The 22,052-nt window shown below is 52.1% G+C and carries 23 protein-coding genes; 11 read left to right on the top strand and 12 right to left on the bottom strand.

Annotated elements, in window-relative coordinates; translation table 11 throughout:
• Positions 1 to 24 precede the first annotated feature (24 nt).
• Together uvrC and uvrY are read right to left on the bottom strand one after the other, a co-directional pair.
• Positions 25 to 1,857, bottom strand: coding sequence for an excinuclease ABC subunit UvrC (gene uvrC, locus E6P06_RS17685; RefSeq protein ID WP_003030488.1), 1,833 nt, complete (start codon positions 1,855 to 1,857; stop codon positions 25 to 27).
• Positions 1,854 to 2,510 (bottom strand): UvrY/SirA/GacA family response regulator transcription factor, encoded by a 657-nt coding sequence (gene uvrY, locus E6P06_RS17690; protein ID WP_003030486.1) that lies wholly within the window; start codon positions 2,508 to 2,510, stop codon positions 1,854 to 1,856. Before uvrY ends, uvrC begins: the two co-directional genes overlap by 4 nt.
• A gap of 459 nt (positions 2,511 to 2,969) precedes the next feature.
• On the opposite strand from uvrY, the gene E6P06_RS17695 reads away from it, so the two are divergent.
• Entirely contained in the window at positions 2,970 to 3,194 is a 225-nt protein-coding gene (locus tag E6P06_RS17695) for a DUF2594 family protein (RefSeq protein WP_003030482.1), read from the top strand.
• A 66-nt stretch (positions 3,195 to 3,260) separates the two neighbouring features.
• Here E6P06_RS17695 and sdiA read toward each other — a convergent pair whose 3' ends face one another.
• From sdiA to E6P06_RS17735, 8 genes are all read right to left on the bottom strand, one after another.
• Positions 3,261 to 3,983, bottom strand: coding sequence for a transcriptional regulator SdiA (sdiA, locus tag E6P06_RS17700; RefSeq protein ID WP_003030480.1), 723 nt, complete (start codon positions 3,981 to 3,983; stop codon positions 3,261 to 3,263).
• Positions 3,984 to 4,213: 230 nt separating this feature from the next.
• Positions 4,214 to 4,966 carry an L-cystine ABC transporter ATP-binding protein TcyN gene (gene tcyN / locus E6P06_RS17705; protein WP_003030477.1) on the bottom strand — a complete coding sequence of 251 codons (753 nt, stop codon included), beginning with the start codon at positions 4,964 to 4,966 and terminating at the stop codon, positions 4,214 to 4,216.
• The gene (gene tcyL, locus E6P06_RS17710) at positions 4,963 to 5,631 is read right to left on the bottom strand and encodes a cystine ABC transporter permease (RefSeq protein ID WP_003030474.1); all 669 of its coding nucleotides are present in this window, start codon (positions 5,629 to 5,631) and stop codon (positions 4,963 to 4,965) included. The genes tcyN and tcyL overlap by 4 nt, the downstream gene beginning before the upstream one ends.
• Before the next feature lie 21 nt (positions 5,632 to 5,652).
• Positions 5,653 to 6,639: a D-cysteine desulfhydrase gene (gene dcyD, locus E6P06_RS17715; RefSeq protein ID WP_139935504.1), complete on the bottom strand. Its 987-nt coding sequence runs from the start codon at positions 6,637 to 6,639 to the stop codon at positions 5,653 to 5,655.
• Between the two features lie 108 nt (positions 6,640 to 6,747).
• A complete protein-coding gene (gene tcyJ, locus E6P06_RS17720; RefSeq protein WP_003030469.1) occupies positions 6,748 to 7,548 on the bottom strand; it encodes a cystine ABC transporter substrate-binding protein in 801 nt (266 codons plus the stop codon).
• Between the two features lie 100 nt (positions 7,549 to 7,648).
• Positions 7,649 to 8,200, bottom strand: coding sequence for a flagella biosynthesis regulatory protein FliZ (gene fliZ, locus E6P06_RS17725; protein WP_016150547.1), 552 nt, complete (start codon positions 8,198 to 8,200; stop codon positions 7,649 to 7,651).
• Between the two features lie 57 nt (positions 8,201 to 8,257).
• On the bottom strand, positions 8,258 to 8,977 hold the full coding sequence (locus E6P06_RS17730; protein WP_003030465.1) for an RNA polymerase sigma factor FliA: 720 nt from the start codon (positions 8,975 to 8,977) through the stop codon (positions 8,258 to 8,260).
• A gap of 162 nt (positions 8,978 to 9,139) precedes the next feature.
• On the bottom strand, positions 9,140 to 10,642 hold the full coding sequence (locus E6P06_RS17735) for a FliC/FljB family flagellin (RefSeq protein ID WP_139935505.1): 1,503 nt from the start codon (positions 10,640 to 10,642) through the stop codon (positions 9,140 to 9,142).
• Positions 10,643 to 10,896: 254 nt separating this feature from the next.
• On the opposite strand from E6P06_RS17735, the gene fliD reads away from it, so the two are divergent.
• The 4 genes from fliD to amyA all read left to right on the top strand — a co-directional run bounded on the left by fliD (position 10,897) and on the right by amyA (position 14,650).
• Positions 10,897 to 12,300 (top strand): flagellar filament capping protein FliD, encoded by a 1,404-nt coding sequence (gene fliD, locus E6P06_RS17740; protein ID WP_139935506.1) that lies wholly within the window; start codon positions 10,897 to 10,899, stop codon positions 12,298 to 12,300.
• A gap of 15 nt (positions 12,301 to 12,315) precedes the next feature.
• Complete coding sequence (gene fliS, locus E6P06_RS17745; RefSeq protein ID WP_003834041.1) at positions 12,316 to 12,723, top strand: flagellar export chaperone FliS; 408 nt, start codon at positions 12,316 to 12,318, stop codon at positions 12,721 to 12,723.
• Positions 12,723 to 13,094, top strand: a complete 372-nt coding sequence (gene fliT / locus E6P06_RS17750; RefSeq protein ID WP_003030458.1) for a flagella biosynthesis regulatory protein FliT — start codon at positions 12,723 to 12,725, stop codon at positions 13,092 to 13,094. Before fliS ends, fliT begins: the two co-directional genes overlap by 1 nt.
• Positions 13,095 to 13,162: 68 nt before the next feature.
• Positions 13,163 to 14,650, top strand: a complete 1,488-nt coding sequence (gene amyA, locus E6P06_RS17755; protein WP_138828668.1) for an alpha-amylase — start codon at positions 13,163 to 13,165, stop codon at positions 14,648 to 14,650.
• Positions 14,651 to 14,690: 40 nt separating this feature from the next.
• Here amyA and yedD read toward each other — a convergent pair whose 3' ends face one another.
• Positions 14,691 to 15,104 (bottom strand): lipoprotein YedD, encoded by a 414-nt coding sequence (gene yedD / locus E6P06_RS17760; protein ID WP_139935912.1) that lies wholly within the window; start codon positions 15,102 to 15,104, stop codon positions 14,691 to 14,693.
• A gap of 185 nt (positions 15,105 to 15,289) precedes the next feature.
• On the opposite strand from yedD, the gene yedE reads away from it, so the two are divergent.
• Together yedE and yedF are read left to right on the top strand one after the other, a co-directional pair.
• Positions 15,290 to 16,495 carry a selenium metabolism membrane protein YedE/FdhT gene (gene yedE, locus E6P06_RS17765; RefSeq protein ID WP_003839093.1) on the top strand — a complete coding sequence of 402 codons (1,206 nt, stop codon included), beginning with the start codon at positions 15,290 to 15,292 and terminating at the stop codon, positions 16,493 to 16,495.
• The gene (gene yedF, locus E6P06_RS17770; RefSeq protein ID WP_000790504.1) at positions 16,492 to 16,725 is read left to right on the top strand and encodes a sulfurtransferase-like selenium metabolism protein YedF; all 234 of its coding nucleotides are present in this window, start codon (positions 16,492 to 16,494) and stop codon (positions 16,723 to 16,725) included. The genes yedE and yedF overlap by 4 nt, the downstream gene beginning before the upstream one ends.
• A 55-nt stretch (positions 16,726 to 16,780) precedes the next feature.
• On the opposite strand, the gene fliE is transcribed toward yedF, so the two are convergent.
• Positions 16,781 to 17,095, bottom strand: a complete 315-nt coding sequence (gene fliE / locus E6P06_RS17775) for a flagellar hook-basal body complex protein FliE (RefSeq protein ID WP_003030448.1) — start codon at positions 17,093 to 17,095, stop codon at positions 16,781 to 16,783.
• Between the two features lie 216 nt (positions 17,096 to 17,311).
• Between fliE and fliF the strand changes: the two genes are divergently transcribed.
• From fliF to fliI, 4 genes are read left to right on the top strand one after another with little or no spacing between them, the layout of a single operon-like run.
• Positions 17,312 to 18,985, top strand: a complete 1,674-nt coding sequence (gene fliF, locus E6P06_RS17780) for a flagellar basal-body MS-ring/collar protein FliF (protein WP_003839087.1) — start codon at positions 17,312 to 17,314, stop codon at positions 18,983 to 18,985.
• Complete coding sequence (fliG, locus tag E6P06_RS17785; RefSeq protein WP_003030443.1) at positions 18,978 to 19,976, top strand: flagellar motor switch protein FliG; 999 nt, start codon at positions 18,978 to 18,980, stop codon at positions 19,974 to 19,976. The genes fliF and fliG overlap by 8 nt, the downstream gene beginning before the upstream one ends.
• The gene (fliH, locus tag E6P06_RS17790) at positions 19,969 to 20,676 is read left to right on the top strand and encodes a flagellar assembly protein FliH (protein WP_003030441.1); all 708 of its coding nucleotides are present in this window, start codon (positions 19,969 to 19,971) and stop codon (positions 20,674 to 20,676) included. Before fliG ends, fliH begins: the two co-directional genes overlap by 8 nt.
• Positions 20,676 to 22,046: a flagellar protein export ATPase FliI gene (gene fliI, locus E6P06_RS17795; protein WP_003030440.1), complete on the top strand. Its 1,371-nt coding sequence runs from the start codon at positions 20,676 to 20,678 to the stop codon at positions 22,044 to 22,046. The genes fliH and fliI overlap by 1 nt, the downstream gene beginning before the upstream one ends.
• Positions 22,047 to 22,052 lie beyond the last annotated feature (6 nt).

Raw genomic sequence — 22,052 nt, forward strand, 5'->3', positions numbered from 1 at the left:
TACCCCTATGTTGCTACAGAGGGCCTAATGTTTCAACGAGTAGAAGATCTTTTCTGCCAGAGCTTGCGAAATACCCGGCACTTTTGCAATTTCTTCGATACTTGCATTACGAAGACCTTGCAAACCTCCCATATATTTCAACAACATCTGGCGACGCTTTGGCCCGACACCTTCGATGGTCTCAAGCGTGCTGGTACTTTTCACTTTCGCCCGCTTTTTACGATGCCCGCTAATCGCATGATCGTGAGATTCATCGCGGATATGCTGGATAACGTGCAATGCAGGCGAATCCGGCGGCAGACTAAAGCCCTCACCTTCCGGCTCAAAGAACAGTGTTTCCAGACCAGCTTTACGATCGGCCCCTTTTGCCACCCCCAGCAAAAGTGGGTGCTGTTTGTCCCAGGGAACGTCCAGTTCAGCAAAAACGGCTTTCGCCTGCCCTAACTGACCTTTACCGCCATCGATCAATATGACGTCCGGAATCTTACTTTCTTCAATCGCCTTACCATAACGCCGACGTAAGACCTGATTCATCGCTGCATAATCATCACCCGGCGTAATGCCGGTAATATTGTAACGCCGATATTCTGCACGCAGCGGGCCATTGGCATCAAAAACCACACAGGAGGCTACTGTCTGCTCCCCCATCGTATGGCTAATGTCGAAGCACTCCATACGCTTCACCGCAGGTAACTTCAATACGGAGGCCAGCGCCGTCAGACGTTGCGTAATCGTCGACTGCTGAGAAAGTTTCGTAGTGAGCGCCACTGCCGCGTTGGTCCGCGCCAGCTTCAGATAACGCGCGCGATCCCCTCGCGGTTTCGTCTGCACGTTAATCTTCCGTCCGGCCAGTTCAGACAGAGAGTCTGCCAGCAGGGTTTTATCGCTAAGATTGAAATCGAGCAGGATCTCCCCGGGTAAGGTACGCATCTGGCTCCCCTGCAGATAAAACTGCCCGACAAAGGTTTCGACGACCTCGCCGAGTTCCGTACCACCGGGTACTTTAGGGAAATAGCTGCGGCTGCCCAGCACTTTACCCTGGCGAATAAACAGAACGTGCACGCAGGCCATGCCGGCGTCAAACGCCACGCCAATGACGTCCAGATCGTCTCCGGTGTTAGAGACAAACTGTTTTTCGGTCACGCGGCGTACGGCCTGGATTTGGTCACGAATTCGCGCAGCCTCTTCAAATTCGAGATTTTGGCTGGCCTTTTCCATGCGGGTAATCAGCTGTGTTAACACCTGATCGTCTTTTCCGGACAGGAACAGACGAACATACTCGACCTGCTGAGCATACTCTTCCTCGCTCACCAGACCCGCGACACACGGGCCGAGACAGCGGCCAATCTGATATTGCAGACAAGGTCGAGAACGGTTGCGATAAACGCTGTTTTCGCATTGGCGGATAGGGAATATTTTCTGCAACAGCGCCAGCGTTTCACGCACCGCATAACCGTTAGGGAACGGTCCAAAGTACTCGCCTTTGGCATGCTTTGCCCCACGATGCATCGCCAGACGCGGGTGGGTATCGCCGCTAAGGAATATAAAGGGGTAGGATTTATCATCACGCAGCAATACGTTATAACGCGGCTGATATAGCTTGATGTAGTTGTGCTCAAGCAATAACGCTTCGGTTTCAGTGTGCGTTACCGTGACATCAATCTGCTGGATTTGCGCGACCAGCGCTTCGGTCTTGCGTGACGCAAGATTACTACGGAAGTAGCTGGAAAGCCTTTTTTTCAGGTCTTTCGCTTTCCCGACATAGATAACCGTTCCGGCGGTATCATACATACGATAGACGCCGGGCTGGCTGGTCACGGTTTTCAGGAACGCTTTGGCATCAAACTGATCTGTCACTGGCTTGCTAATGTCTCCGCATTACACAGGCCATGGCGAATTGCCAGGTGAGTCAGCTCTACATCGCCATGAATGTTTAATTTACTGAACATTCGATAGCGATAGCTGTTCACCGTTTTAGGACTAAGATTCAGTTGCTCTGAGATCTCATTAACCTTCTGACCTTTGGTGATCATCAGCATAATCTGCAACTCGCGTTCAGACAAACTGGCAAACGGGGTTTCCGTTTTCTCAGGCTCAATCTGGCTGAGCGCCATTTGCTGAGCGATATCGGAGGCAATATACCGTTGCCCGGAAAAAACCGAACGAATCGCACTCACTACTTCCTGGGGGGCAGCGCCTTTGCTGAGATACCCTGCGGCCCCTGCCTGCATAACTTTTGCAGGTAATGGGTTTTCGGTGTGTACCGTCAACATGATCACTTTAATGTCTGCCGTGGAACGCGCAATTTTGCGGGTTGCTTCCAGACCGCCAATACCGGGCATATTCATATCCATCAGCACAACGTCAACGGAATTTGAGCGGCACCATTTTACCGCATCTTCACCGCAGCACGCTTCGCCGACAACTTTTATGCCTTTTATATCTTCCAGAATGCGTCGTATCCCTGCGCGCACCAGTTCGTGGTCATCAACAAGAAAAACGTTGATCAAAGGAATATCTCCAGAATAGGGATAACGCTACCGATAGTTAATCGGTCCTATGTTAACGGGTTTTATCTCAACTTTGAAATGTAAAAAACGCCCGACTTTCGATTTTGCTCTCGTTTTTGGAAATTAGATTGTACGACGAGTGGAAACTTTCAGTACTGGTAACCTTTTGCCACGGTTATATCTGTGTAGCTGTTTCATAATGGTGACAAAAAGATCATATTCCTTCGCTGAATGCAAACCAGGCAGTCAAAGTTGTAACAATAATTAACGAGGAAAATACTCGAAATAAACAACATGTGGAGAAAATATATGCACTGCAACATGTTGTTTATTTTAATGTCCACAACATTGGTCCGCGCAAAAAACAACCACAGATATTTTTAGCCTCGCTTATGGTATACTCCGCCGCCTTAAGATTTGACATCGCACTTTTTCATTGAAACATAACGAGGAAAATAAATGAGTACGCCTGACTTTTCCACTGCTGAGAATAACCAGGAACTGGCCAATGAAGTCACCTGCCTGAAAGCCATGTTAACGCTGATGCTGCAGGCAATGGGGCAAGCCGATGCAGGCCGCGTGATTCTTAAAATGGAAAAACAGCTCGCGCTGATTGAAGATCAATCACAGGCTGCGGTATTTTCCAACACGGTTAAGCAAATTAAACAAGCTTACCGCCAGTAATAAGAAACCGGCTGATAGCAATGCTCTCAGCCGGTTTTGCGTCTGACACTCAGAACGATAATTTACTCAGATAAGCCCGGTTGCCGCGGCATAACAGGCTATCTGCGTTTTGTTTGGCGCATTGAATTTCTTTTGCATATTCTTCTGGTGGAAGTTCACGGTATTTTCAGAAATCGACAGAATGATGGCTATCTCTGAAGAGGTCTTCCCTTCTGCCGTCCATTTCAATATTTCCTTTTCCCGCTTGCTAAAGCGCATCTCTGGCGCCATAACCATGTCATCTTCCAGTCGCGTCAGTACAGACAGACTTTCCCGTACCAGAAGCTGCATCCTGAGCTCCACTTCATCGCTCGCAAGGCGACTGTTACGGATACTTGCACGCGATACAGATAAAAAACCCAACGCCCGGTTAGGCAACATTAAGCATTGCGTCATCCCTTTGCGTAAACCGTGATTGCGCGCGGCGTCCCACAAAGGTTGCGCATCGCGAAACAGAGTATCGTTCCAAGGTAAATGCCCCTGACTGAAGTTTTCAGGTTTCAGCACCGGATCAATGGCAAAATAATTTTCGGACTGATAATGCGCCACCCATGCTTTGGGATAGGTCGTATGAAGTGACGTTTTAGGTCGGGTAAAAGGTACCGGATGACGAACACAGAGCGCGTAAAAATCAAACTCTAAGTGCTGCGTCTGTTGTTGTAATTCCGTATAGACATCCTCTGCCGTCGCCATTTCCTGAAAGCGTAACAGCATGCTCCGTCGCCAGGTGAAGAAATCAAGATCCTGCATACTAAGTGGTAATGCCCCTGAGATTGATAATCATCCAAACATATGAAACAAGCTAACACATAAATGTATTTTATATATGCAAATTATCGGACAAATGAACAATTACTTGAGTATTACTCAACAGCGGAAGTAAGTAACAGAATCAAATGTTAATAATAAAGCAATAATTATAAATAGTTATGCGAAGAGCACTCGCCAGAAACAATCCCGGCGAGTGTCATATACACTATTTATTGCATCAAAAACTTTTCAAGAAACTGACGGGTACGTGGCTGCTGCGGATGCGTGAATAAGGATTTTGCTGGTCCCTGCTCGACTATCCGTCCTTGATCCATAAATATCGCTCTATCGGCGACATCGCGAGCAAAGCTCATTTCATGCGTCACAATTACCATGGTGCGTTTTTCCTGCGCCAGTTGGCGGATGGTATTAAGTACCTCGCCAACCAGTTCAGGATCAAGCGCGGAGGTCGGTTCATCAAAAAGAATAACCTCAGGTCGCATCGCCAGCGCTCGGGCAATCGCTACGCGCTGCTGCTGTCCACCCGATAAACGCCGCGGATAGCTGGTTTCTTTACCTGCCAGCCCGACTTTCGCCAGCAATTCACGCGCACGAGCTGTCGCTTCGGCTTTTGGTTCACCTTTGACTATCACCGGCCCTTCAATAATGTTTTCCAGCACTGTCCGATGGGGAAACAAATTAAAGTTCTGGAACACAAAACCGACGTGCTGGCGTAACTGACGAATCAGCCCTTTCTGCTGGGTCAACGAACGCGCGGTATCAATGGTAATCTCACCCACTTTAATGGTGCCCGCCTCCGGTTGCTCCAGCAAATTAATGCTACGCAGCAGCGTGGTTTTGCCCGATCCGCTCGGCCCGATAATCGCTACTACTTCACCAGGTTTGACGTCAAGATCGATCCCATGCAGCACCGTTTGCCCATGAAATTTTTTGACCAGGTTTCTGACTTCGATAGCACTCATTTCGGCTCTCTCTCCTGGCGGTTCAGTTGTTCTTCAAAATAGTTTTGCAGCGCAGAAAGCACCGTCGCCATCACCCAGTAAATCAACGAGGCCGCCAGATACATCGTAAAGACTTCCAGCGTACGCGAGGTAATCAGCTGCGCCTGACGGAACAGTTCCGGGACCTGAATAGTGGCGGCCAAAGAGGTATCTTTCACCAGACTGATAAAGCTGTTGCTCAGCGGCGGCAGCGCAACGCGCGCAGCCTGTGGCAGGATTGCCCGGCGCATGGTCTGCCAGCGCGTCATACCAATACTGGCACCCGCCTCCCACTGTCCTTTGTCGATGGAAGAGATTGCCGCACGCAGGGTTTCCGCAGCGTAGGCGGCTGTATTAAGCGACAAGCCAATCATCGCCGCCGGGATGGGATCAAGCTCAATTCCAAACTGCGGCAGACCGTAATAAATCATAAACAGCTGGGCAATCAACGGCGTTCCGCGAAAGATAGAGATATAAAAACGCGCCAGCCAGCGCACAGGCAGCAGCGGCGACAGACGCATCAACGCCAAGATAAACCCCAGCACGAGGCCAAAAAACATCCCGCCGATACTCAGTTGCAGCGTAAAAACCGCGCCTTTGAGCAGATACGGCAGGGAATCAATTACCAGTTGGATACTTTCATGCATTAGCGTTTTTCGACCTGGTTGTTACACGTGAGGATGGTAGGCAAACAGTGCAGGCGCCCCACCGGTATGGATAAAGAGGATTGGCCCTTCATCTTTGAAGCGCTTCTGGCTGATGCCGTCAATCAAACCCGCCATCGCCTTACCGGTATACACCGGATCCAACAAAATGCCTTCGAGGCGCGCCAGCAGTTTTACCGCCTCCATGCCCTCTTCGTTTGGCGTACCGTAGCCCGGCGCATAATAATCATCCCATAACAGGATATCCGCTGAGGCCGTCAGCTCCAGTTCACGGGCAATATCCTGCTGCAACGTGACAACTTTTGGTTTTTGATCGACGACGCTGCGCGAAACGGTCACGCCGATAAGCTCGACGTCTGGCATCAGTTGCTCCAGCCCCACCGCCAGCCCGGCATGCGTTCCCGCACTGCCCGACGCGACCACCACGGAAGAGAGCGAAACGGCCCCTTCACACTGCTGGGCAATTTCCAGCGCGCTTTCCACATAACCCATCGCCCCCAGAGCATTAGAGCCCCCAACAGGGATCACATACGGGCGGAACCCTTGCGCTTCAATGCGCGTCGCCAGCTCCTGCAACTGCGCATTCGGATCGGTTAGCGCGTCACACATTTCGATCTCCGTATTAAACAGATCCAACAGCAGACGGTTGCCATTGGTGAGATAGTTTTCCGCCGTGGTGCCAATCGGATTTTCCAACAGCGCCACGCAGTGCAGGCCAAGCTTAGCCGCTACCGCCGCAGTCTGACGAACGTGGTTAGACTGAATCGCACCTGCGGTTATCAGCGTATCAGCGCCTTCACGCAGTGCGTCTGCGGCCAGGAATTCCAGCTTACGCAGCTTATTGCCACCCATGGCCATCGGCGTGACGTCATCGCGTTTGATGAAAATATCGCGCCCAAGGTGGTCGGAGAAGCGTGGAAGATATTCGAGCGGCGTTGGCGCGCCAATAAATTCCAGACGTGGAAAGCGCGTTAAGTTATGCAGCGGCATACAGCCTCCGGTATTCGTTGTTGTGATGTTCTTTTTATTATGCACGTTCAGGCGCAATCAAATAAAAAAAGGCGCTGTTAAAGGCGCCTTTTTTTCAGCGGATGACGATTATTTCGTCACATCCGCTCCAAACCATTTTTCAGACAGGGCTTTCAGCGTACCGTCTTTCTGCATTTCAGCAATGGCCGCATCCACCGCTTTCAGCAGATCTTCATTGCCTTTGCGCAGCGCCACGCCGGACTCCTGACGGGAGAACGCTTCACCGGTCACAGCCAGCGTATCCTTGGTTTTCTTGACCAGATCCAGCGCCGCCAGACGGTCAACCAGAATGGCGTCGATACGGCCTACACGCAGATCCTGGTATTTGGTCGGGTCATCATCATAGGTACGAATATCCACGCCCTGCACGTTCTGGCGCAGCCACTCTTCATAGTTGGTGCCCAGACCAACGCCGACTTTTTTACCTTTCAGATCGGCAGCGGTCTTAATAACGCCTTCATTGCCTTTTTTCACCAGCGCCTGAATACCAGAAACCGTATACGGGGTAGAGAAATCGTATTTTTTCTTACGTTCGTCAGAGATGGTCACCTGGTTGATGACCACATCAATGCGCTTGGAATCAAGAGAGGCCAGCATACCGTCCCACTTGGTCGGCTTCAGGTTAGCTTTCACCCCAAGGTGCTTGGCCAGTTCCTCAGCGAATTCCACTTCGAAACCGGTCAGCTTTCCGTCATCGCCCTGAAAACTAAACGGGGGATAGGTCCCTTCCAGGCCCACAAGCAGCGTGCCGCGCTCTTTAACTTTATTTAACAGACCTTCATCTGCATAAGTCTTTACGCTCATTCCGGCGACAAGTGCAACAGCCATTACACCCATCAGAGCCTGACGTCCCAGAAGTGCTAATTTCATAGTTACCCCGAATATTGTCATTAGTGACTGCTATTTATGAGCATAGTGTAGAGCGTTTGTCGCGATCCACAAACACGACTCTGTTACACCTTATTCGTTTTTAATATATATCAGAACTGGCTGTCCAGGAGGATTTCTGCATATGCCCTATATGCGTATGGGCTTTAAACTGCTCATACTTACGTAAGGCGATGCGGTAATTGTTGGTGCTGGTTTCCGGCAGCCACGGGGCAAGGTTTTCGTCGAGGAACCCTTCCTGCAGCAGATCGTGAGAGATATTTTGTTCGGTCAGGTGATTCCCGAGGCGACGCAGACGGACAACGTATTCACGTACCGTGCCGTGACTCATTTCGGTCTGCTCAAATAAAAACTGTTTAAAACCGATAATATCGAAAAAGTCGCTCTGCTCTTTGCAATGCAAATCACCGCAAAAACGGCACAGTGCCACCCACTCTTTTTTCTCCTGCTCCCACTCGGCTTCATCCAACAAAGTGTCCAGGCGGGCGATGGCGATTTTATTCACAATTTGCCCGCGACGAACCAGCGTGATCCTGTCGAGCAACTTAAAGCAATGGGCGCAATGCGTCTGGCTGTGTTTGAAATCTTTGAGGTAGCGGCTTAGAGGCCGTCTTTTTGATTGCTGCACCGTCATGAGAACTCCTGGTAGTCAATTCGTAATGCGGCATTGTTCAGGGGTAATAATGTACCCCTATAGCTTACCCAGCTTGGTGCGTAGACGTTTGATGGCCTGACTGTGCAACTGGCTAACCCGTGACTCCCCGACTTCCAGTACCGCGCCAATCTCTTTCAGATTCAGCTCTTCCTGGTAGTACAGCGTTAACACCAGCTTTTCTCGCTCCGGCAACGCCTCGATCGCGTCCATCACGCGCTGGCGGAGGTTACCCTCAAGTAGCTGTTGTAACGGGTTTTCCTGCTGATGTTCTTCCGTCACCAGCTCAATACTATCGCCATGCTCTTCCCGCCACTCGTCATAAGAGAAGAGTTGGCTGTTATTGGTATCGAGCAACATCTGACGATACTCTTGCACAGGAATAGCCAGACGCGCCGCCACTTCGGTTTCCGTCGCGTTGCGCCCTAATTCCTGCTCCAGTTGTCCCATCGCCTGTGCCACTTCGCGAGCATTGCGCCGAACGCTACGCGGCACCCAATCCCGGCTACGTAGTTCGTCCAGCATTGCTCCACGAATACGCTGCACTGCGTAAGTGGTAAATGCCGTTCCTTGCAAAGCGTCATATCGGTCAACGGCATTCAATAACCCGATGCCGCCCGCTTGTAGCAGGTCATCCAGTTCTACGCTCGCCGGCAAACGCACCTGAAGGCGCAATGCTTCGTGACGCACCAACGGTACATAACGCTGCCACAGCGAGTGTTTATCCATTACACCTTCAGCGGTATACAGTGAATTCACGATAAACAGCCCTGCGTTAAATGAGTTATCGGCATGATTATCCGTTTCTGCAGGGGTTTTAATCGGGTGAATAGTGGGTGAAATGGGGGGTTATTTGGGGGTTACGGGTAAAGCGGAATGTAAAAAACCCCGCCGGAGCGGGGTTTGCGCGATAAGTGTAAATTAACGCAGCAGAGACAGGACGTTCTGCGTGGTCTGGTTGGCCTGCGCCAGAACAGAAGTACCCGCCTGTTGCAGAATGTTTGCACGAGACATGTTGGACACTTCGGTCGCGTAGTCAGCATCTTCGATACGGCTACGGGCTTCAGACAGGTTGTTGACGGTGTTACCCAGGTTAGTGATGGTAGAGTTGAAACGGTTCTGTACCGCACCCAGGTCTGAACGCAGGTCAGCAACTTTCGCCAGCGCCGCGTCGATTTTAGCCAGCGGGCTTTCGGTAGTAGCAGTCGCAATTTCATTCACTTTAGGTTCAGTTTTGAAATTGTGATTTTTTACTTTCTCTGCAAGATAGTCTTTACCACCGATGTTAGCAATTTCGGTTTTACCATTGACACCGCCGAGTTGAACTGCAGCAGTTGCGGCCTTTCCATTTGCATCGGTATATGCTACTTCTTTAATGGATACTTTGTTAGATTCGTCAACTGATGCAGCATAATATTTACCGCTTGTAGTTTTCAGCGCGTAACCGCCATCAATGGCTTTATCATTTTTATCAGTGAAGGACACCTTAACCAAAGTTGCTGAAGCAGCTTCAGTAGAAGAAACCCCGCCTTTTTCGAGAGCAGCTTTTGCCGCAGTAAGGTCAGGCGTTACTTTTTCTTGCAGAGTCGTGACAGTTTTGGCCCCGGCAGGAGCGGTGTCCTTATTAGTATCTGTCAAAGTTACTTTGCCATCGTCAGCAACAGTAACTTCATATGTACCACTCTTGGTTGTGTCGCCAGTTGCTGTTACTTCTCCATAGTATTTATTTGTAGCAGCATCAAATTTAACATCTCCCAAGGCTGCTGCCGTTACTGCTCCACCCAGCTTACCTTTCGCATCAGCATCAAAACCAGCGGTAACAAATGCAGTCACTGTTCCAGAGTCTTTGTATCCCATGTTAAGATCTGCTGCAACGTCAGTAGCATCATATTTTTTCTGTACGTTCAGTGAATCCAGACCCAGGGTTTTGGAGTTGATTTCTTTCAGGTTGATATCGATGGTTTCGCCATCGTTCGCACCGACCTGGATAGTCAGGGTGTTGTCTTTCGCCAGCACTTTCACGCCGTTGAACTGGGTCTGGCCGGATACGCGGTCGATTTCGTTCAGACGCTGAGTGATTTCAGCCTGGATGGAGTCGAGGTCAGACTGGGAGTTGGTACCGGTAGAAGACTGAACCGCCAGCTCACGAACACGCTGCAGGTTGTTGTTGATTTCAGACAGAGAACCTTCAGTGGTCTGCGCGATGGAGATACCATCGTTAGCGTTACGGGACGCCTGAGTCAGACCTTTGATGTTAGAGGTGAAACGGTTTGCAATCGCCTGACCTGCAGCATCGTCTTTCGCGCTGTTGATACGCAGACCGGAAGACAGACGCTCGATAGCGGAGCTCAGAGAAGACTGAGATTTGTTCAGGTTATTCTGGGTCAACAGCGACAGGCTGTTTGTATTGATGACTTGTGCCATGATCTTTTCCTTATCAATTACAACTTGATGTTATTGGGCTGTTGCCCACGGTTTCTGACCGTAACCCATGTATCGGCACCTTAAATTCGAACTTTAGAAAATTTTTACTTTCCGCCCATTTTTTTTTAGCCCCGGAAATACCCGCTTTAATTACCACTATTCCGCGCATTATTTTTGCAAAACTATTATTAAACTTTGCGCGCAGATTGCCGATATAGCGGTTAACTACTGTTTGCAATCACAAGGAATTAGGCATGCCTTCATTTACATCACTGGGCGTTGGCTCGAACTTACCACTGGACACATTGCTGACAAACTTAACCACTGCTGAGAAAAAGCGTTTAACGCCCATTACCCAGCAGCAAAGTGCTAACACCTCGCGTCTGACCGCGTACGGTACGCTGAAAAGTGCATTAGAAAAATTTCAAACGGCGAATACCGCACTGAACAATGCCGATCTGTTTAAAAGCACCACGGCAACCAGCAGCACAGAAGACTTAAAGGTCAGTACGACCGCCGGTGCTGCTCCCGGTAAATATACCGTCAGCGTGTCCAAACTGGCGCAAGCACAGTCGCTATCAACCACGACCAAAATTGTCTCTACCAAAGAACAGCTGGGCGATACCAGTGTTGATGAACGCACCATAACGATTTCACAACCGGGTCGTAAAGAACCCCTGGAAATCAAGTTAGGCAAAGGCGAAACCTCTCTGGAGGATATTCGTGACGCCATTAACGATGCGGACAGCGGTATTTCGGCAAGTCTGGTGAAGGTTAAGGATGACGATTATCAGTTGGTGTTAACCGCGGAAAGCGGCACTGAAAGCGAAATGACCATCTCCGTCTCGAATGATTCGAAACTGAGCGATTTACTGTCCTATGACAGCAAAGCGGGCAGCGGGAAAATGAAGCAACTGGTCGGTGCGCAAAATGCGCAACTGACCGTTAACGGCATTGATATTGTACGTCAAAGCAATACCGTAACTGACGCACCGCAGGGCATCACGCTCGAACTGACCAAAGAAGTCAAAGATGCCTCAATCACGGTAACAAAAAGTGATGAAAAGGCCACAACGGCAATTAAAGCCTGGGTGGAAGCCTATAACTCACTGGTCGATACCTTTGGCACGCTGACTAAATATAAAGAAGTAGAACCGGGTGAAGCGGCCAGCGCAGACAACGGCGCGTTACTGGGTGATAGCGTTCTCCGTACCATTCAAAACGGCATTCGCGCGCCATTTGCTAACAGCGGCAGCGAATCCCCGTTTAAAACCATGTCTGAGATCGGCATTACGCAGGACGGTGGTACCGGCAAGCTAAAAATCGATGAAGAAAAGCTGGCTAAAGCTCTGAAAGATAATACCGCTGCCACTCGCGAACTGTTGGTTGGCGACGGCAAAGAGACCGGTATTACCACTAAGATTGCCACCGAAGTAAAAAGCTATCTGGCCGATGACGGCATTATCGATAATGCGCAAGACAATATTAACGCCAACCTGAAACTGCTGACTAAGCAGTATCTGACCGTAAGCAACAGTATTGATGAAGTCGTGGCACGTTATAAAGCCCAGTTTACCCAACTGGATTCCATGATGAGTAAGCTGAACAGCACCAGTACGTATTTGGGTCAACAATTTGCTGCGATGAGTAATTCCTGATAACACGAGGTAAGCATGTACACCGCGAGCGGTACCAAAGCCTATGCACAGATCAGTGTGGAAAGCGCCGTAATGAGCGCCAACCCACATCAGTTGATCGAAATGTTGTTTGATGGCGCGAACAGCGCCCTGGTGCGCGCTCGCCTGTTTATGCAGCAGGGTGATATCGTCGCCAAAGGTGAAGCGTTAAGTAAAGCCATCAATATTATTGATAATGGCCTGAAAGCCGGCCTGGACCACGAAAAAGGGGGAGAACTCGCCACCAATCTCTCTTCATTGTATGACTATATGGTTCGCCGTTTACTGCACGCTAATCTGAATAATGATTGTCAAGCCATTGAAGAAGTCGAAGGGTTACTCGGCAACATTGCGGATGCCTGGAAACAGATCTCACCGAACGCGTCGTCCCAGGAGTCTCGTTAATGACCTCAGCCGTGGAGTTTATCAACCGTTGGCAGCGCATCGCGCTACTCAGTCACTCGTTGCTGGAACTGGCGCAGCGCGGTGAATGGGACCTTTTACTGGAACAGGAAGTTACCTATCTGCAAAGTATTGAAGTGGTCATGGAAGAGCAAACTCCACCGGGCATTACGCGAAGTATTCAGGACTTAGTCGCCGGGTACATTAAACAGACGCTGGATAACGAGCAACTGCTCAAAACATTATTGCAGCAACGCCTCGATGAACTCAGCAATCTTATCGGTCAGTCGACGCGCCAAAAGACGTTGAATAACGCCTATGGCCGTCTTTCCGGCATGCTGTTAGTCCCCGACGCCCCCACTGCCCCACAATAATTTCCCGTCTCGTCTGAATTATCTTCCATACTCCAGAGGTCGGCCAAACGACTTCTGGAGCACGGAAGATGAAAAATCCCACGTTATTGCAGTACTTCCACTGGTATTACCCCGATGGCGGTCAACTGTGGCCCGAACTTGCCGAACGCGCAGGCGGACTCAATGATATCGGCATCAATATGGTATGGCTGCCCCCCGCCTATAAAGGCGCGTCCGGCGGCTATTCCGTTGGCTATGATTCCTACGATCTGTTTGATCTGGGCGAATTCGACCAAAAGGGAACCGTCGCCACCAAATACGGCGATAAAAACCAGCTGCTGGCGGCGATTGACGCGCTGAAACACAATGATATTGCCGTACTGCTGGACGTGGTGGTTAACCACAAAATGGGCGCGGATGAGAAAGAAAAGATCCGCGTCCAACGGGTTAACGCCGAGGATCGCACGCAAATAGACGATGAGATTATCGAATGCGAAGGCTGGACGCGCTACACCTTCCCTGCCCGCGCAGGCCAGTACTCACAATTCATTTGGGATTTCAAATGCTTCAGCGGCATTGACCATATAGAGAATCCCACCGAAGACGGCATTTTCAAAATCGTTAACGATTACACCGGCGAAGGCTGGAACGATCAGGTTGATGATGAGTTGGGTAATTTTGATTATCTGATGGGAGAAAATATCGATTTTCGTAATCACGCCGTCACCGAGGAAATCAAATACTGGGCGCGCTGGGTGATGGATCAAACCCATTGCGACGGCTTTCGCTTGGATGCCGTCAAGCACATTCCGGCCTGGTTTTATAAAGAGTGGATTGAGCACGTGCAGGAAGTCGCGCCAAAACCGCTGTTTATCGTCGCGGAATACTGGTCCCACGAAGTCGATAAGCTACAAACCTACATCAACCAGGTAGAGGGGAAAACCATGCTGTTCGACGCCCCCCTACAGATGAAGTTTCACGAAGCGTCCCGTCAGGGCCGCGATTATGACATGAGCCAGATTTTCACCGATACCCTGGTAGAAGCAGATCCGTTTCATGCCGTCACGCTGGTGGCCAATCACGACACCCAACCTTTACAGGCACTCGAAGCCCCCGTCGAGCCGTGGTTTAAGCCGCTGGCCTATGCGCTGATCTTGCTGCGTGAAAATGGCGTACCGTCGGTGTTTTACCCTGACCTCTACGGAGCGCATTACGAAGACACCGGCGGCGATGGCGAAACCTATCCTATCGACATGCCGATCATTGAACAGCTTGATGAACTGATCCTCGCGCGCCAGCGCTTCGCACACGGGGTACAGACACTCTTTTTCGATCATCCTAACTGTATCGCTTTTAGCCGCAGCGGAACGGACGACGATCCCGGCTGTGTGGTGGTACTGTCAAACGGCGATGACGGGGAAAAGACCATCAATCTCGGCGCGAATTACGGCAATAAAACCTGGCGTGACTATCTGGGAAATCGCGAGGAAAGCGTGGTCACCGATGAAAACGGTGAAGCAACGTTTTACTGTAACGGCGGGAGCGTCAGCGTGTGGGTGATTGAGGACGTGTTGTAAAGTTCAACCCCGGTGGCCAGAGGCTACCGGGGCGTACGGTTTATGGCAGCGGTGTGGCCAGCGGCGTTTTCTTTAACGCATCGGCGCACTCCTGCGTCGGGCGATCAACCCGCTGCAGCGTCATACCGTCATATTCCAGCGTATTGCCGTCACGCTCAATCTCATACAGCTCGCGTTTCACCGTCACGTTGGTGAGATCGCCAGAGAGCATCGTTAGCTTGCCCGGCAGCGCGATCACCCGCTGCCACTGACGGCAATCCAACGTATCGCCCTCTTTCGTTATCACCAGGCTGGCAATCGCTTCCGGGCTTACCAGACTACGTTGCGGACCTTTTGACTGCCAGTATCCTTCCAGACCGGCTGGCGCTGGCGTTTTCACCACGTCGTTATAATTTTCTACTTCGGCGCATCCGGTTAGCGCCAGAAATACACCAACGATTGCTAATTTTTTCATCATTCATCCTGCATGCGAAGAAAATGGGATTGTGGCATTAAAGGCCTGATGTCGCCAGCCTTTCAGCGGCATTGAGAAAGATTGATCCATACGGTATTACCTCTTATTACTCATAGTCAAAAATTATGAACGGTGTAGTATCCACACTTCTTGTTACATACCTTCTGAGTTCAGAGGCGCAACGCATGTCATGGCAACACTTCAAACAGGCCTGGTTAATTAAATTTTGGGCCCCCGCCCCTGCGGTCATCGCAGCGGGTATTCTCTCCACTTATTATTTCGGCATTACGGGAACCTTCTGGGCCGTTACCGGTGAATTCACCCGTTGGGGTGGGCAAATCCTGCAACTGTTTGGCGTGCACGCCGAAGAGTGGGGATACTACAAGCTGATTCATCTCGAAGGCTCGCCCCTGACCCGCATTGACGGCATGATGATCCTCGGTATGTTCGGTGGCTGTTTTGCTGCCGCACTGTGGGCTAACAACGTCAAGTTACGCATGCCGCGCAGTCGGGTGCGCATTATGCAGGCGATAGTCGGCGGGATGATCGCCGGATTCGGCGCCCGGCTCGCGATGGGCTGCAACCTGGCCGCATTCTTCACCGGCATTCCACAGTTCTCGCTACATGCCTGGTTTTTCGCGCTGGCAACGGCAATCGGCTCATGGTTTGGCGCACGCTTTACCCTGCTGCCGATGTTTCGTATTCCGGTCAAAATGCAGAAAGTCTCCGCCGCTTCGCCGTTGACGCAAAAGCCGGATCAGGCCCGTCGCCGTTTCCGCCTTGGCATGCTGGTGTTTATCGGCATGATCGGCTGGGCGCTGCTCACCGCGATGGATAAACCCAAGCTCGGTCTGGCGATGCTATTTGGCGTTGGGTTCGGTCTGCTGATTGAACGGGCGCAAATCTGCTTCACCTCCGCCTTCCGCGACCTGTGGATTTCCGGTCGCACCCATATGGCAAAAGCGATCATCTTCGGGATGGCGGTCAGCGCCATCGGTATCTTTAGCTACGTGCAACTGGGCGTCGAGCCTAAAATCATGTGGGCGGGTCCAAATGCGGTGATCGGCGGCTTGCTGTTCGGCTTTGGCATCGTTTTAGCGGGCGGATGTGAAACCGGCTGGATGTACCGCGCCGTTGAAGGCCAGGTGCATTACTGGTGGGTTGGTCTGGGCAACGTTATTGGCTCGACCATTCTGGCCTACTACTGGGATGATTTTGCTCCCGCGCTTGCCACCAACTGGGACAAAGTGAATTTGCTCAACACCTTCGGTCCGCTCGGTGGTCTGCTGGTAACCTATCTGCTGTTGTTTGCCGCGCTGATGCTCATTATCGGCTGGGAAAAACGCTTCTTCCGTCGCGCAGGACTGACGCCTGCCAAGGAGTCTGTATGAAAAATATCGTGCCTGATTATCGCCTCGATATGGTCGGCGAACCGTGTCCATACCCGGCTGTCGCCACGCTGGAAGCGATGCCGCAATTGAAGAAAGGTGAAATTCTGGAAGTGGTGAGCGATTGCCCGCAGTCAATCAACAATATTCCACTGGATGCGCGTAATCACGGCTATACGGTGCTGGATATTCAGCAGGATGGCCCAACGATCCGCTATTTGATTCAGAAGTAACTGGTTGCCGGATGGCCGCTGTGCTTATCCGGCAAACAACCTCTGCACGTTAAACCTACACCTGCATCGACATCACTTCCTGGTAGGCCGACACCAGTTTGTTACGTACCTGAATACCCATCTGCATCGAGACCGATGCTTTTTGCATATCGGTCATCACATCATTCAGCGCAATACCCGGTTCACCGAGGGTAAATTTCTCAGCCTGCGTACGGGACGCGGTTTGCACATCGCTGATCCTGTCTAACGCCGCATGCAGTTGACCGGCAAAACTCACGGTCGGTTGTGGCTGCATATCCTGCATTTTTGCTGACATCGCCGTGGCTTGTAACTGGCTGATGACCCCTTCAATCCCCTGTATTGCCGACATTCTGATCCCCTGGATGATTTTTTACTTAGCTGAGATTACCAGTTAGTCAATAAGATAAAGGCGTTAAATAACGATAAAAAACCACGGTTTTTAACGCATAGAAAAATTCGAAACCGCAAATAATGAGACCGTCAATTTTTCGAGTTTGCTGACCCGGGAGTGAGTCTTGTTCCACTTTGCAAAAAACGCCGTCCACGATAAGCCACGAGGTGCGAGATGAGTGCGACAGCATCGACTGCAACCCAGCTTAAACCTCTCGAGTGGTTAAACCGCCTGCGCGCGAATCCCAGAATTCCTCTGATTGTGGCGGGAGCCGCTGCCGTCGCTATCATCGTGGCGATGGTCCTGTGGGCCAAAACACCTGACTACCGCACACTGTTCAGCAATCTATCCGATCAGGATGGTGGCGCGATTGTCACCCAACTGACGCAGATGAACGTTCCCTATCGTTTTACTGAGGGAAGCGGTGCTATAGAAGTTCCTGCCGATAAAGTTCACGAATTGCGGTTACGTCTGGCACAACAAGGTCTGCCGAAGGGCGGCGCCGTTGGCTTTGAGCTGCTGGATCAGGAAAAGTTTGGTATTAGCCAGTTTAGCGAGCAGGTCAACTACCAGCGTGCGCTGGAAGGTGAATTAGCCCGTACTATTGAAACGCTGGGACCGGTAAAACGCGCCCGCGTGCATCTGGCAATGCCAAAACCGTCGCTGTTTGTGCGTGAGCAAAAAGCGCCTTCAGCCTCCGTGACCGTTAACCTTGAACCTGGCCGCGCACTGGATGAAGGTCAAATCAGTGCGGTCACGCATCTGGTTTCCAGCGCTGTTGCAGGCTTGCCACCGGGCAACGTTACGCTGGTCGACCAGGCGGGTCATCTGTTAACTCAGTCAAACACCAGCAGCCGCGATCTTAACGATGCGCAGTTGAAATACGCCAGCGATGTCGAAGGGCGCGTTCAACGTCGTATCGAATCGATCCTGTCGCCGATTGTCGGCAACGGTAACGTACATGCGCAGGTCACCGCGCAACTGGATTTTGCTAATAAAGAGCAAACCGAAGAACAGTACCGTCCAAACGGTGATGATTCCCAGGCCGTGCTGCGTTCACGCCAGTTAAACGTCAGCGAGCAGATCGGGAGCGGAGCGCCAGGCGGCGTACCGGGCGCATTGTCTAATCAACCAGCACCGGCTAATACCGCGCCAATCGCCACCCCTCCGGCTAATCAGCAAAATGCGCAAACCACGCAAACGGCAAATAACAACAATAATGCTGGTCCACGCAGTACGCAGCGTAATGAAACCAGCAACTATGAAGTCGACCGTACCATTCGCCACACCAAAATGAACGTCGGCGATGTACAGCGTCTCTCGGTTGCAGTGGTGGTCAACTATAAAACGTTGCCGGACGGTAAACCGCTGCCGTTAACCGCCGATCAGATGAAACAGATTGAGGACCTGACCCGCGAAGCGATGGGCTTCTCCGACAAGCGTGGCGATACCCTGAACGTGGTGAATTCACCCTTCACGGCGACCGACGATTCCATTGGCGAACTGCCGTTCTGGAAACAGCAGGTCTTTATTGAACAGTTGATGACCGCTGGCCGTTGGTTGCTGGTGCTGCTTGTTGCCTGGATCCTGTGGCGTAAGGCTGTTCGCCCGCAGTTGGTTCGCCGCAGCGAAGAAGCCAAAGCGGTACAAGAGCAAACGCGTATCCGTCAGGAAACCGAAGAAGCGGTAGAAGTTCGCCTCAGCAAAGACGAACAAACCCAGCAGCGTCGTACGAATCAACGTCTGGGTGCAGAAGTGATGAGCCAGCGTATTCGTGAAATGTCAGATAACGATCCGCGCGTCGTGGCGCTGGTCATTCGCCAGTGGATGAGTAACGATCATGAGTAATGCCCTTACCGGTACCGATAAAAGCGTCATCCTGCTGATGACCATTGGCGAAGATCGCGCGGCTGAGGTGTTTAAACACCTTTCCACGCGCGAAGTTCAGGCGCTCAGTACAGCGATGGCGAACGTACGCCAGATCTCCAACAAACAGTTGACGGAAGTACTGGCCGAGTTTGAGCAAGAAGCAGAACAATTTGCCGCGCTGAATATCAACGCCAACGAATATCTGCGCTCCGTGCTGGTGAAAGCGCTGGGCGAGGAACGCGCCTCCAGCCTGCTGGAAGATATTCTGGAAACCCGCGATACCACCAGCGGCATTGAAACGCTCAACTTTATGGAGCCACAAAGCGCCGCCGACCTTATCCGCGACGAGCATCCACAGATTATCGCCACCATTCTGGTACACCTCAAACGGGGCCAGGCCGCCGATATTCTGGCACTGTTCGACGAGCGTTTACGTCACGACGTGATGCTGCGTATCGCCACCTTCGGCGGCGTGCAGCCTGCCGCGCTGGCAGAACTGACCGAGGTACTGAACGGTCTGCTCGATGGTCAGAACCTCAAGCGCAGCAAAATGGGCGGCGTGAGAACGGCAGCAGAAATTATCAACCTGATGAAAACCCAGCAGGAAGAAGCGGTTATTACCGCCGTACGCGAATTCGACGGCGAGCTGGCACAGAAAATTATCGACGAGATGTTCCTGTTCGAAAACCTGGTGGACGTCGACGATCGCAGTATCCAGCGCCTGTTGCAGGAAGTGGATTCCGAATCTCTGCTGATTGCCCTGAAAGGTGCCGAACAGCCGCTACGCGAGAAGTTCCTGCGCAACATGTCGCAACGTGCTGCCGATATTCTGCGCGACGACCTTGCCAACCGTGGCCCGGTGCGTTTGTCGCAAGTGGAAAACGAACAGAAAGCGATTCTGCTTATTGTGCGTCGTCTGGCGGAAACCGGCGAGATGGTGATAGGCAGCGGCGAGGATACCTATGTCTAACGAACTGCCGTGGAAAGTCTGGACTCCGGACGACCTCGCCCCACCGATGGCGGAGTTCGTACTGGCCGACCACAGCGAAACTCCGCTGTCAGAAGAAGCTGAAGAGCCACAGCTTTCCGCAGAGCAACAGCTTGAACAGCAGCTCGCACAGCTGCAAATGCAGGCCCATGAGCAAGGGTATAACGCGGGGCTGGCGGAAGGTCGACAGAAAGGTCACGAACAAGGCTATCAGGAAGGTCTGAGCCAGGGGCTGGAGCAAGGCCAGAACCAGGCGCGAGCACAGCATGCGCCGATCCATGCCCGCATGCAGCAGCTGGTGAGTGAGTTTCAGAATACGCTGGACGCGCTGGATAGCGTCATTGCCTCGCGACTGATGCAAATGGCGCTGGAAGCTGCGCGTCAGGTGATTGGTCAGACGCCAATCGTGGATAACGCGGCGCTGATTAAGCAAATCCAACAGTTATTGCAACAGGAACCGCTGTTTAGCGGTAAACCGCAGCTGCGCGTACATCCGGACGATCTCCAGCGTGTGGAGGAGATGCTCGGTGCCACTCTCAGCCTGCACGGCTGGCGGCTTCGCGGCGATCCCACGCTGCATCACGGCGGTTGTAAAGTCTCAGCTGATGAAGGCGATCTGGATGCCAGCGTCGCCACGCGCTGGCAAGAACTCTGCCGTCTGGCAGCGCCGGGAGTCGTGTAATGACCACTCGCCTGACTCGCTGGCTCAATACGCTGGACAACTTCGAAGAGAAAATGTCACTGCTGCCTGCGGTGCGTCGTTATGGTCGCCTGACCCGCGCAACCGGGCTGGTGCTGGAAGCCACGGGGTTACAGCTGCCGCTCGGTGCCACCTGCGTCATTGAACGTCAGGACGGCAACGAAACCCAGGAGGTCGAAAGCGAAGTCGTGGGCTTTAACGGTCAACGTCTGTTTCTGATGCCGCTCGAAGAAGTCGAAGGCGTTCTGCCCGGCGCGCGCGTATACGCGAAGAACATTGCCGGAGAAGGTCTGCAAAGCGGGAAGCAATTACCGCTTGGCCCTGCTCTGCTGGGTCGTGTGCTGGACGGTAGCGGCAAACCGCTCGACGGCCTGCCCGCCCCGGATACCACCGAAACCGGCGCGCTGATTACACCGCCGTTTAACCCCCTGCAACGCACCGCAATTGAACACGTCCTGGATACCGGCGTACGCCCCATCAACGCGTTGTTAACCGTTGGACGCGGCCAGCGTATGGGGCTTTTCGCCGGTTCCGGCGTCGGTAAAAGCGTCCTGCTCGGCATGATGGCGCGCTATACCCAGGCCGATGTTATCGTCGTGGGTCTGATTGGCGAGCGTGGTCGCGAAGTTAAAGATTTTATTGAAAATATTCTCGGCGCTGACGGTCGCGCACGCTCGGTAGTGATTGCCGCTCCGGCGGACGTCTCGCCGCTGTTACGTATGCAAGGCGCGGCCTACGCCACGCGCATCGCCGAAGATTTTCGCGATCGCGGACAGCATGTATTGCTGATTATGGACTCCCTCACCCGCTACGCGATGGCACAACGTGAGATAGCCCTGGCGATCGGCGAGCCACCGGCAACCAAAGGTTATCCACCCTCAGTATTCGCTAAGTTACCGGCGCTGGTCGAACGGGCCGGAAACGGTATCCACGGAGGCGGTTCAGTCACCGCATTTTATACGGTACTGACCGAGGGTGACGACCAACAGGACCCGATTGCCGATTCCGCGCGCGCGATTCTGGACGGTCACATTGTGCTGTCTCGTCATCTGGCCGAGGCGGGTCACTATCCGGCTATCGATATTGAAGCCTCGATCAGCCGTGCCATGACCGCGCTCATTAGTGAAAAACACTATGCACGGGTGCGTAACTTTAAACAGTTGCTGTCCAGCTTCCAGCGTAACCGCGATCTGGTCAGCGTGGGGGCGTATGCCAAAGGCAGCGATCCGATGTTGGATAAAGCCATCGCCTTATGGCCGCAGCTGGAAGCATTCTTACAGCAAGGTATTTTTGAACGGGCTGACTGGGAAGATTCTCTACAAGCTTTGGAACTGATTTTCCCTGGTGTGTGATTAAGC

This window comes from Citrobacter sp. CF971 (assembly GCF_006385635.1).
GTDB lineage: Bacteria > Pseudomonadota > Gammaproteobacteria > Enterobacterales > Enterobacteriaceae > Citrobacter > Citrobacter freundii.